The 10,822-nt window shown below is 61.6% G+C and carries 12 protein-coding genes; 6 read left to right on the top strand and 6 right to left on the bottom strand.

Going from position 1 to position 10,822, the window contains the following annotated elements; all coding sequences use genetic code 11:
* The 3 genes from HAT86_RS16870 to HAT86_RS10900 all read left to right on the top strand — a co-directional run.
* Nucleotides 1–208: hypothetical protein (locus tag HAT86_RS16870; protein ID WP_231125886.1), on the top strand; the 208-nt coding region annotated here is incomplete at its 5' end.
* A gap of 162 nt (nt 209–370) precedes the next feature.
* Complete coding sequence (locus HAT86_RS10905; RefSeq protein ID WP_167197213.1) at nt 371–661, top strand: helix-turn-helix domain-containing protein; 291 nt, start codon at nt 371–373, stop codon at nt 659–661.
* Nucleotides 662–706: 45 nt separating this feature from the next.
* Entirely contained in the window at nt 707–862 is a 156-nt protein-coding gene (locus HAT86_RS10900) for a hypothetical protein (RefSeq protein ID WP_167197211.1), read from the top strand.
* Between the two features lie 61 nt (nt 863–923).
* Here HAT86_RS10900 and bchO read toward each other — a convergent pair whose 3' ends face one another.
* Genes bchO through crtA form a run of 4 tightly spaced genes read right to left on the bottom strand, consistent with a single transcriptional unit; the run spans nt 924 to nt 5,196 of the window.
* On the bottom strand, nt 924–1,796 hold the full coding sequence (gene bchO / locus HAT86_RS10895) for an alpha/beta fold hydrolase BchO (protein WP_167197208.1): 873 nt from the start codon (nt 1,794–1,796) through the stop codon (nt 924–926).
* A 4-nt stretch (nt 1,797–1,800) separates the two neighbouring features.
* Nucleotides 1,801–3,480: a magnesium chelatase subunit D gene (locus tag HAT86_RS10890; RefSeq protein ID WP_167197238.1), complete on the bottom strand. Its 1,680-nt coding sequence runs from the start codon at nt 3,478–3,480 to the stop codon at nt 1,801–1,803.
* A complete protein-coding gene (gene bchI, locus HAT86_RS10885) occupies nt 3,480–4,484 on the bottom strand; it encodes a magnesium chelatase ATPase subunit I (RefSeq protein ID WP_167197205.1) in 1,005 nt (334 codons plus the stop codon). The genes HAT86_RS10890 and bchI overlap by 1 nt, the downstream gene beginning before the upstream one ends.
* A gap of 4 nt (nt 4,485–4,488) precedes the next feature.
* Nucleotides 4,489–5,196, bottom strand: coding sequence for a spheroidene monooxygenase (gene crtA / locus HAT86_RS10880; RefSeq protein ID WP_167197235.1), 708 nt, complete (start codon nt 5,194–5,196; stop codon nt 4,489–4,491).
* Nucleotides 5,197–5,304: 108 nt separating this feature from the next.
* Here crtA and HAT86_RS10875 point away from each other — a divergent pair, with 108 nt between their 5' ends.
* Genes HAT86_RS10875 through tspO form a run of 3 tightly spaced genes read left to right on the top strand, consistent with a single transcriptional unit; the run spans nt 5,305 to nt 8,377 of the window.
* Complete coding sequence (locus tag HAT86_RS10875) at nt 5,305–6,858, top strand: phytoene desaturase (protein ID WP_167197202.1); 1,554 nt, start codon at nt 5,305–5,307, stop codon at nt 6,856–6,858.
* Nucleotides 6,855–7,904 (top strand): 15-cis-phytoene synthase, encoded by a 1,050-nt coding sequence (gene crtB, locus HAT86_RS10870; RefSeq protein WP_167197199.1) that lies wholly within the window; start codon nt 6,855–6,857, stop codon nt 7,902–7,904. Before HAT86_RS10875 ends, crtB begins: the two co-directional genes overlap by 4 nt.
* Complete coding sequence (tspO, locus tag HAT86_RS10865) at nt 7,901–8,377, top strand: tryptophan-rich sensory protein TspO (RefSeq protein WP_167197196.1); 477 nt, start codon at nt 7,901–7,903, stop codon at nt 8,375–8,377. Before crtB ends, tspO begins: the two co-directional genes overlap by 4 nt.
* Here tspO and crtC read toward each other — a convergent pair.
* Both crtC and crtD read right to left on the bottom strand, forming a co-directional pair.
* Nucleotides 8,374–9,246 (bottom strand): carotenoid 1,2-hydratase, encoded by an 873-nt coding sequence (gene crtC, locus HAT86_RS10860; RefSeq protein WP_331272538.1) that lies wholly within the window; start codon nt 9,244–9,246, stop codon nt 8,374–8,376. The genes tspO and crtC overlap by 4 nt on opposite strands.
* Nucleotides 9,219–10,790, bottom strand: coding sequence for a 1-hydroxycarotenoid 3,4-desaturase CrtD (crtD, locus tag HAT86_RS10855; RefSeq protein WP_167197193.1), 1,572 nt, complete (start codon nt 10,788–10,790; stop codon nt 9,219–9,221). The genes crtC and crtD overlap by 28 nt, the downstream gene beginning before the upstream one ends.
* Nucleotides 10,791–10,822 lie beyond the last annotated feature (32 nt).

Here is a 10,822-nt window from a genome sequence, read left to right as displayed (position 1 = left end):
GGCTCATAACCTGAAGGTCGTAGGTTCAAATCCTACTCCCGCAACCAATTATTCCAAAATAAATCAAACGCTTAAGCCGGTGGTATGTCAATGCCATTGGGCTTTTTGCGTTCTACATCAACGCTACATCAACACCGCTTTGGAAAAGCCGGATTCGCATGTACTCGCCCTCACCGGTATGCATCGGCCCGCACTCGACGGCATTTAAGCAGTCAAAACTGCCAATTTGCTCCTTCCAGTAGACTTACCCTATTCGATAAGAATAGTCTTCGGGATGCATTCAGCGCTAGCTCATTACCGTTTACGATAAAATAACTTGAAAGTTACACCTGCGGTCCGTACTCTTACCGAAAAGGGTAAGGATGCCAAGATGTCCGATAATGCTGAGAAAACGCTCCTAGAAGATGCGGGTCGCCGGATCCGTGAGATGCGTGCCGGGCAGGGTTTAAGCTTGGAGCAGCTGGCGCGCTTGACCGGCATCAGCGCACCGGCGCTCTCCCTGATCGAAACTGGAAAACGCGATCCGCGGCTGACCACGCTTGCCCGGATCGCTGATGCCCTCCGCGTGCCCCTCGCGGTGTTGATCGCGGACGAGGTAAACGCGACTCCACCCAGTTCCGAACCACCATCTGAGGGCTATGATCTCGGAGACTACCAGTGAAGGCTTCTGTCCCCGTCTGGTTCGATCGTCTCGCGGTGGGGCAAGTTGACGTTGCCGCTGATGGGTCTCTCTCTTTGCAATACCATCTTCGAGCGTTTCCCCAGAAAAGCTAGCCATGAGCCTGTCCAGTTCGGGCTGGATCGCCTGTTCGATCAGCTCCGGCGCTCGGTGGCGCAGAACATCGGTAAATCGGTCGGATGAGAAGGTGGCTAAAATTAGAATTTAGTGCGGCACAAAAACCTGACAGGTGCTGTGTGGCGACCTATTGTTCGAGTGCCGAAAGGTGTTCGATAAGAAGCTGCGATATCAGCTCTGGCTGTTCTTCATGAGCGAGGTGGCCTAGATTGGGCAAGTTAGTCATGCCGCAATTGGGCAGGCGTGCCGCCGCGGTTTTGGCTGTTTCTGGGGGCACCGCGCGATCACGGTCGCCGGTCATGAAGTGGCATGGAGTTTCGATTGTTTCCAGACGGTTGAGCAATGGGTCGATTTGCCATTGCGACATCATCTGCAATGTGGCCTCGACATGTGCGCGGTCGGCGATCAGGCGGGCGTACAGGGTAAGGCCGTCTTGATCCAGATGGGAGCCAGTGCTTTCGATTATGCGTCTTGTGCGCTTGATCTGCGGAGAGCCGCCAGCAAAGAGATATGAGGTCAGCGGGTTGAGCGCCAAGAATTTGGCGAGCACCGGGAATAACCATCCGGCGACCCCTTCAAAGTTCCCAAGCGCCGGGTTGAGTCCCAGGATCAGGCCCGGGCGGGCCTCCTCGCTCATGATTTCCGACAAGCGAAGCGCAAGGGCAGCCCCTGCGGAATGTCCGATGATGGCGCGAAGACTCCAGTTTTGCGACACGCAGAGAGCGGCGATATCCTCGGCCATCCGATCAAGGCTGCATCGTCGAAGGGTGCCGGCCTGTGTGAAACCCTGACTGGGCAGATCAAGCGCCACGACGTGATGGGTTTCGGCAAGTCGTGGCAGGATATCGCGCCATGTGTGCGTGGAGGCGCCCGCGCCGTGCAGCAAAAGCAGTGTGGGGCCATCGCCCATTTCTTGGATGTGCCACTCATGCGGGCGCACCCGAAGCCGACGAGAGGCGGCGTGGTTAGGCCAAGTGGGAAGGTCGCGGGCCCAATCCATATCCTTAACGGTCCAGTTCCGTTTCAATAGCTTGGGACAGGCGCTGTGCATCAGCGCGTGGCAAGCTAATGGATGCCACCCCAAGCGCGCGCGCCAGATTGGTAGCTTCGGGGCCGGGCCGTGGGGCGGTGTCGATGACGCAGCCTTGAAGCGTCAGCGCGCCCAGTTGCGCGGCGCGGTTCGCCGCGTCGCTTTGCGCTTGCGCACGGCCAGCAGCACCATCCAAGGCGATATTGGCGCGGCCATCGGTCAGCAGGGCGAAGGTGGGGCTGAGCCCGCGAGAGCGCGCTTGTTCTGCAAGCTGGGCGGCGGCCTCAAGTCCGGCGGCAAGCGGCGTGCCGCCACCACCAGGCAGGGCCGCTAGGCGGCGCTTGGCTTGCACCAACGAGCGGGTCGGAGGCAGAAGAGTTTCAGCCCCGGTGCCGCGAAACGCCACCAAGGCCACGTGATCGCGGCGGGCATAGGCCTGACCCAGAAGCAGTTCAACTGCGCCTTTGGCCTCGGCCAAGCGGGCCATCGCGGCCGATCCGGAGGCATCGACGATAAAGATCACCAAGCGATCAGAGCGATCCTCGTAATGGCGCAGGCGGATGTCTGAGGGGTAGATGATGATCCGTGCATCGCCGCGTTTGGGGCGCAGAGCCTGCCATGGAACGGCGGCGCGCAGGGTGGCAATCACATCAATCCGCGCGCGGCCATCCGGATGACCGGGCCGCGAGGGAAGGGGGCGGCCTGTGCGGTTACCCCGCCGCCGCGCGCCCGCGCCGCCGCCCGACAGCGGTTGGGCGCTGCGGGTTTTTGCGCTGACACGATCCAGCAGGCCATCAGGAAGCAGCGCCGCCACGGCCTCGATCATCAAGTCGTCGGGCAGGGTGTTCGGGGTGGTTCCGTCGCCGTCCGAGCTGTGACCTTCGTCGGGGGGTGTTTCGGCCTCTTGCGATGTATCATCCTGGTCCGGCTCCTGCGGCAGGTGCGTTGCGCGGACGGGATAAACAAGTTCGGCGGCTTCGCTCAGATGCGCCTCTGTCACGGTGTCGGCATGGTCAAGCGCGGCGAGAGCGCGGGCAGTGGACACGGCCATTAGTGGGGCACGCAGGCTGTCGATACCAAACCGGGTGGCCAAAACCGTCAGGCTTTGAATTGCACCTTCGGGTAGCGCGATCCGCATGAGGTGGCTGCGCGCCGCCTCGATGTCTGCCGGGGCGGGCAGGCGCACGGATACCTCGGACCAACGCAAGCCGTTGAGATCGACGTGAAAGGCAAGGCGGTCTTGTAGCGCCGCGTGCCCCTCTTCCTCGGGCTCGGCCCCTTCGTCGAGAAGAATCAGGGCGTGACCGAGGCCCGCATCCAGCAATTGCCCAAGCCGAATTGCAAGGCCGGGGGGGCAGCGCTCGGCCATGGGCAGAATAAGTGTGGCGGGCCGGTCGGCCAACCCCTTGTCCTTCACCAAACGACCTTCGGAGAGCGAGGCCGAAATGTTGAGGCCACCGAACAGTTGTGTGTCCGTAAGGCTGGGATGAATGCGGTGTTGCCGTCCTGGAAGCTTGGATAATGCGGCCTCGGCGGTTTGACGCACTGGCCCTGCACGGGCGCGAAGCGTCAGCCCCTTGAGCGCGCCGGGGTCAACGGCCAGCGCGGCCATGGCGCGCATGGCCCGCGCCCAAGACTGCGGCGCGTCGGCCATCATCCCAAGACATCCACGACCGCGCGGCTCACACGCGCGACCGAGCCTGCCTCGTCCAATGGGTCGCGCCGCAATCGGTGGCTGAGCGCGATAGGGGCGATGCTGCGCAGGTGATCGCGGGTGATCTGCTCTGCGCTACTGAAGGCGGCATAGGCGCGGGCGGCACGCAGCAGAGTCAGTTCACCGCGCAGCCCATCGGCCCCCAGTGTCATGGATAGCTGCGCGCAATCGCGCAAGATGTTGTCGGGCGTTTCGGTGTTCGACAGGGCTGCGCGGGCGGCAAGGATCGACTCGCGCAGCGTGGCATCTTCGGCCTGCCAACGCGCCAGAAAGTGATCGGTCTCATTTTCAAAGGCCGTACGGCGACGGATCACTTCGATACGCTCGTCAATCGTGTCGGGAGAGGTCACTTCAACCGACAGGCCGAAGCGATCAAGAAGCTGCGGGCGCAACTCGCCTTCTTCGGGGTTGCCGGAGCCGACAAGCACGAAGCGTGCATCGTGGCGGATCGAAAGCCCCTCGCGTTCCACGGCATTGAGGCCGGATTGCGCCACGTCGAGCAGCAGATCGACGATATGATCTTCAAGCAGATTGACTTCGTCGATATAAAGATAGCCACGGTTGGCGCGGGCCAGCAGGCCCGGCTCGAACGCCTTTTCACCTCGGGTGAGGGCGCGTTCGATATCCAAAGCGCCAGTCACACGATCCTCGGTCACGCCAAGGGGCAGATCGACAACCGGTGTCGGCCGTTCAACCAGATCGGTTTCGCTGGCATGCGCCCAATCCGGGCAATCGGCAGGGTCAGAGGAATTCACCGGACAGCCGCGCACCACGCTGATCGGCGGCAAGAGGGCGGCCAAGGCGCGCACGGCGGTGGATTTCCCGGTGCCACGATCCCCGAATACCAGAACACCGCCGATACCCGGGTCGATCGCAGTGAGGATCATGGCGCGTTTCATCTGTTCCTGGCCGACGATGGCGGAGAAGGGAAAGGGAGTCTTCATGGCTTCATGTCTTTATATTCAAGTTGGAAAGGGGGCTTTGGCCGTGCCACGTGCCGTGATCGCCGAGGACCCGAAAGCGGGCATAAAGCTCTTCGCGGAACCAATCGCCCTCGCGTACCGCCTGGATGGCGCGGGCATGAGGGCCATTGGCACGGGCGAAATCGGCCATGCTTTGGCTGTTGGGCCAAATGGAAAAGGTGATTTGATGCAAAAGCGGCAGTTCGCCAATCCCAATCTTGAAGGCGACATTGCGATCGCTGCCGATGACGGTGCTGATATCTGGCACGCGTTTCCAGAAACGCAGCGCCTTTAGCGGCCGCACCGTGGCGCGCGTCAGCGCTGCAAGGGGCCCTTTGGGCGCGCTGCCTTCGGGTGTGAACGGGGCCTCGCCGGCCCATTGCCCTCGTGCCGACACCGGGGCCAGAAAAACTGTCCAGCTTTCGCAGGCTTTGGCCTGATAGCGACGAAAGATCGATGCGTTCTGGGTTTGTGTCTGCGCTGTCTCGAGGTCGGGCCATGTTGCGAGGATCGCATAGACCGCCGTGTTGGGAATTGGCGTGAAGCCCTCGCCGGTGCCTGATCCGCAAAGTCTCCAGAATCCGATTCCCGGAACGTGTGGAAGCGCCAGCCGCGCCGCGCCCATCATGCCAAGCGCCCAGAGCCGCGACAGCCCTGGTGGGAAACGGAAAAAGCTGATGCTTACGGTTTGTATATCGGCACTCCTTGGTGTTCGTTAGCCAAGATTGACATGCATTTCGCTCTTGCGAAAGAGGTATATTGTCCAATTGTCAATTAAGTTAGACATGTGTAGGGTTGCATAATGTTGACACGTCTTGATCCAGGCCTGAAGCAAAAGGCAAGTGAGGCCATGCCACCTCGCGCGGTCGTCATTGGTGCCGGTTTGGGGGGCTTGGCCTCGGCGATGCGATTGGGCGCGCGCGGGTATCAGGTGATTGTTCTGGACCGCCTTGATGGCCCCGGGGGCCGCGGATCGGCGATTTGGGAAAACGGTCATCGATTTGATCTTGGCCCGACGATTGTGACGGTTCCGCAGATATTTCGCGGCCTGTGGGCTGCGTGCGGCCGGGACTTTGACGCCGAGGTGGATCTGCGCCCGCTTGATCCATTCTACGAGATACGCTGGCCGGATGGCAGCCGGTTTGCGGCGCGCAAAGACAGCGATGCGATGCGCGCGGAAGTGGCGCGGCTTTCGCCCATGGATGTGGCGGGCTATGACACGTTCCTCAAAGACAGCGAGCGGCGCTATTGGTTCGGATTTGAAGATCTGGGCCGCCGCAGCATGCACAGATTCCCCGATTTGCTGAAAGTCTTGCCCAAATTCGCATGGCTGCGCGCAGATCGCTCGGTCTATGGGCACGCGGCGCGGCGTGTGAAGGACGAACGCCTGCGTATGGCGTTGTCGTTTCATCCGCTGTTCATCGGCGGCGATCCTTTCAACGTGACCTCGATGTACACCCTTGTCAGTCACTTGGAGAAAGAATTTGGCGTCCATTATGCGATGGGCGGCGTGGATGCCATCGCGCGGGCCATGGTCAAGGCGATCGAGGATCAGGGCGGCCAGGTGATTCAGAACGCCGAGGTCGATGAGATCCTTCTGGACAAGGGGCGCGCAAGGGGTGTGCGCCTGACGACCGGAGAAATCCTGACGGCCAAGGTCGTGGTTTCCAATGCCGATGCGGGCCACACCTATGATCGGCTGTTGCGAAATGACCGGCGCAAGCGGTGGACGCCTCAAAAGTTGAAGCGCTCGCGCTGGTCCATGGGGCTTTTCGTTTGGTACTTCGGCACCCGCAACACCAAAGACCTTTGGCCCGAGGTGGGGCATCACACCATCCTTAATGGGCCGCGTTACAAGGGGCTTGTGCGTGATATCTTTATCAACGGGCATCTGTCTGACGACATGAGCCTTTACGTGCATCGCCCCAGTGTGACTGATCCCAGTGTCGCACCCGAGGGTGGCGATACATTTTATGCCCTCAGCCCCGTGCCGCATCTGGGCCATGATGACCCGGTGGATTGGACCGAAGCGGCAGAGGGATATCGTCAGAAGGTGCAAAAGGTTCTGGAGGATCAGCTATTGCCCGGCTTGGGTGATCACCTGACGGCCTCAACCGTGTTCACGCCGGAAACCTTTCGGGACCGATACCTGAGTCCTCATGGCTCGGGGTTCTCGATCGAGCCGCGGATTTTGCAGAGTGCATGGTTCCGGCCGCATAACGTGAGCGAGGAGGCAGAAGGTCTGTATCTGGTGGGCGCGGGGACGCACCCGGGGGCCGGACTGCCGGGGGTGATTTCCAGCGCCGAGGTGTTGGATAGCCTGGTGCCCGACCCGGAAACGGTGGCCGAAAGATGATCGCCCCGCAGGATATGGCGCATTGCGAGGCGGCGATACGGCATGGGTCATTGTCGTTTCACGCCGCATCGCGCCTGTTGCCGGCCCATGTGCGCAATCCGGCCTTGGCGCTTTATGCCTTTTGCCGTCTGGCGGATGACGCAGTGGACTTGCAGCCCGAAAAGGCCAGCGCCGTCTTGCGCCTGCACGAGCGGTTGGATCTGGCCTATGCGGGCAAGCCGCGCAATTCACCGGCCGATCGCGCCTTTGCCGCCATCATCGAAGATTACGACATGCCGCGCGCCTTGCCAGAGGCGCTTTTGGAAGGTTTGGCTTGGGACGCGATGGAGACACGGTACGCGACCCTGTCTGAGTTGCGCAGTTACGCGGCCCGCGTTGCCTCGGCCGTGGGTGTGATGATGTGCGTTTTGATGCGAGTGCGCGACCAAAATGCGCTGGCGCGGGCCAGTGATTTGGGTGTGGCGATGCAGTTGACCAACATTGCCCGCGATGTCGGCGAAGACGCCCGTGAGGGGCGCCTGTACCTGCCCACAGACTGGATGGAGGAGGCGGGGCTTGCGCCAGAGGCCTTTCTTGAGTCGCCGCGCCCGACGCCGGTTGTCGCCCAACTGGTGAAACGGTTGTTGCATGAGGCGGATGAGCTTTATGCTCGGTCCGAGGCCGGAATCGCAGCCTTGCCGCTTTCGTGTCGTCCGGGCATTTTTGCGGCGCGCTATATCTACGCGGGGATTGGAGGTCAGTTGCGCCGTGCTGGATGTGATTCGATCTCGGCGCGGGCCCGCACCAATGGGGCGCAAAAAATTGGGTGGTTGTGCCTGTCTGGCCTACGTGCGGCGGGTAGCGTTGTCATGCCAACATCGCCGGTGATCTTTGCGCAGCCTTCGCCCGAAACGGCGTTTCTGGTCGAGGCGGCCGCGGAGGAAACTGTGCCTGTGAATGACTGGAGCGATACGCTCTATGAGACCATGGCCGGTCTCAAGGCGCAGGATGCCGCACGCAATGAGGCATTGAAGCAACCTGCTGCGGAAGGTAGTGTCACGGCATGATTTGGGTCTATTTCGCGATTTTCTTGGCGGCTTGTTTCGCAGCGGGTAGCACCGGCGGCCTGTTTCCGCCCGGGGCGTGGTATAAGCGGTTGAACAAACCCAGCTGGACCCCACCCAATTGGCTGTTCCCTGTGGCCTGGACCACCCTTTATATTTGTATGGCGACGGCAGGCGCCCGCGCCGCAATCAGCCCCGACAATGGTTTGGCCATGGCGCTTTGGTCTTTGCAAATCGCGCTGAACGGTCTGTGGACGCCTGTATTTTTCGGCCTGCGCAACATGCGCCTTGGCTTGATTGTGCTGGTTGGGCTATGGGTGTCGGTCGCGGCGACGATGGTCGCGCTTTGGATGGTGGATTGGTTGGCCGGTGCGTTGTTCATCCCGTATCTGGTTTGGGTCAGCGTTGCTGGGGCCCTGAACCTGTCGGTACTGCGTTTGAACCCCGATGCGGCCGCCGCACCCTCCGAAAGCTAATCAAAGCGCCAGCGGTTCCGGCGCGGCACGCGCACGGCAAGCATCGGCTTGAGCAGTGGCGAGCGAAAGCGTTTGAGATCAAGCGCTTCGTGCACGCCGACCGTGTCCTCACCGTTGATCCGGGTTTTTACCGTTGCGCGGCTGTAGAATGGCGCATCCAGCATGCTTTGAACTTGTTCGGGCTGCGCCCCGGAATCGGCGCGGATTTCACGGCGCAGGGCCCAAAGGCTGCGTTTCAACCGCGCCTTTGGGGGTGGCGTGATGGCTTTGGCATGGCCGCAATCGTCAAATTGAACACCGACCCCAAGTTCGGAGCCATCAAGCCGTTTGGCATCGTAAAAGCAGGTGGAGCCGCGCCCGGTGGGAAAACGCCCCCATGTCCAATAGCTGAAGTCTTGTTCAAGGGCGCGCGTGCCAAAGTTGGCATCGAAATAGCCATGCCCATCCCATTGCCAACCCTGTGCCTCAAGGTCGACACGGATTGAGCAGGTCGGCGCGAAGGGGCGCCAGATATGCGCGCCATCCTCGGTCAGCGGCAATTCCACCGAGGTCAGCGCCGTGGGGCGCACCCTGATTGTGCCCCGCACCCGCAAGACCAAGGGCGGTGAGCCGATTTCGTTGATGGCAATCACCAGCTCTTCGCCAGTCCAGTGCAAGGATGAGGGGCCAACCGTAAAGTGATCCGGCGATTGGCGCAGGGCGCTTTGGCCCCGATCGGTCATGGTGAAGCGCCCTCCGGGGCCATAGGTGGCCACGTTGATGCAGACGTTGTTTTCCGGCGCGCGCCGCCCTGACCATGCATACCAAGGTGAAAACACCGAACCGATGAAGGCGATGATGCTTAGCGATCGCCCGCCGCCGTCACTGATCCCGTCGATATACCACCATGCGTATCCGTTTGGCGGGACCGCGATGTTGAAGTTCGGTCGCTCAAGATCGCCTCGGCCGCGTGCCGCGCGGAGAGGGCTGCCATCGGCACACCCGCCCCCGGATGCGTCCCGCCCCCGACCAGATACAGCCCCTTGATCGGTGTCCGGGCCGTGGGCCTCTGAAAAGTTGCGGTCGTGCCATGTGGGCTCTGCCCGTAGAGGGAACCTGCCGTCGCCGGAAAAAGGGTGTCGAAGCCCTGCGGCGTGGTCAGCGCTGGGCTCTGCGGTATCGGATCGAAGGTCAGGCCGAATTTGGCCAGCGTCTGGAAGCTGCGAGTCTGGCATCGGGAAAACTCCTCGGGTGTCTGCATGTCAGTCAGGGGGGCGGCGTTGGCAATGATCTCGAACCGTTCAACTGGCGGTGGGGCCGCGCCGGTCGCGCGATCCTGCGCGCAGATATAAAGGGTAGGGTCAGGCACAAGGCGGCCTTGGGCGATGGCATCGAATTCAGGTTTCGCCTGATCGCGGAAAAACACATTGTGATAGGCCAAATCGGGGCCATTGGGTGTTGCCGCAAAGGCCCAGACTTCGGCCGAAAGACTGCGCGGGATGCGTTTGGTTTGTGGCGCCACAGAGGTTGCGGGTTTGCCCAAAAGACCGGTGGCCAAGGCGCGGGGATCGCCATTGAAAACAATGATATCGGAGGTATGGATGGTTCCGTCTGTCAGTCGAACACCAGTGGCATCACCTGCGTGGACCATGATGTCAGAGACATCCGCGTCATAGTGAAAATGCACTCCCTTGCTGTTGGCGAGCGATTGCAGCGCACAGGCCAATTGGTGCATGCCGCCTTTGACGGCCCAGACCCCCGCCGCCTCGGCCTGCCAAATAAGCGAGAGGAGCGCGGGCACTTCATAGGGTGAGCCGCCTATATAGGTCGCGTAGCGGCCAAAAAGCTGCGCAAGCCGCGAGTCATCAAAACTGCGATCAAGCAATTGCGCGAGTGTCGCCGTCGGGGCCATGTCCGGTATCAGCCATGGCCGGGCCGCAACATGCATTGCAAGCCCGGGCAAGGACGGGGCGGGGGCCTGCATCATCGGCGCATCGAAGCCCTCGAACAACCGGCGTGCGCGATGTGCGAACTTGCGAAATTGCTTGGCGGCGCGCGCTCCGGCAAAGGCGTGGATAGCTTCGGTGTTCCTGGTCTCGTCATCAAACAGGTCCAGCGTGCTGCCGTCCGGCCAGAAATGCCGCGCGATGCAATGCTGGGGGATAAGCGTGATATGATCCTCAAGCCGCGTTCCGAGGGTCTGGAACAGGTCGTCAAAGACCGCGCGCATGGTCAGAACGGTCGGTCCCGCATCCAAAGGGCCAGCCGCCGAGGGCAGGGTACGCATGCGACCGCCGGGGGCGGAATGGCGTTCCAACACGGTGACGTGCAGACCTGCCTGCGCAAGACGCGCTGCTGCAGCAAGGCCCGCGACGCCCGCGCCAATCACGATTGCGCGCGATCCCGCAGATCCGGAGGAAGCCTTGGATGTCATGGCTCGAGTGTTGACTCGTTCGATAAAAGTGT

It is taken from the genome of Roseovarius gahaiensis (genome assembly GCF_011601345.1).
Taxonomy (GTDB): Bacteria; Pseudomonadota; Alphaproteobacteria; order Rhodobacterales; family Rhodobacteraceae; genus Roseovarius; species Roseovarius gahaiensis.
The sequence above is the reverse complement of the archived record's forward strand: the minus strand, read 5'-3'. Positions and strand labels throughout refer to the sequence as shown.

Coding starts and splice junctions, on each gene's coding strand:
- crtB (WP_167197199.1), top strand. CDS start 6,855: ATGATCGCCCCGCAGGATATGGCGCATTGCGAGGCGGCGATACGGCAT.
- HAT86_RS10890 (WP_167197238.1), bottom strand. CDS start 3,480: ATGGCCGACGCGCCGCAGTCTTGGGCGCGGGCCATGCGCGCCATGGCC.
- bchI (WP_167197205.1), bottom strand. CDS start 4,484: ATGAAGACTCCCTTTCCCTTCTCCGCCATCGTCGGCCAGGAACAGATG.
- HAT86_RS10905 (WP_167197213.1), top strand. CDS start 371: ATGTCCGATAATGCTGAGAAAACGCTCCTAGAAGATGCGGGTCGCCGG.
- HAT86_RS10875 (WP_167197202.1), top strand. CDS start 5,305: ATGTTGACACGTCTTGATCCAGGCCTGAAGCAAAAGGCAAGTGAGGCC.
- tspO (WP_167197196.1), top strand. CDS start 7,901: ATGATTTGGGTCTATTTCGCGATTTTCTTGGCGGCTTGTTTCGCAGCG.
- bchO (WP_167197208.1), bottom strand. CDS start 1,796: ATGGATTGGGCCCGCGACCTTCCCACTTGGCCTAACCACGCCGCCTCT.
- crtD (WP_167197193.1), bottom strand. CDS start 10,790: ATGACATCCAAGGCTTCCTCCGGATCTGCGGGATCGCGCGCAATCGTG.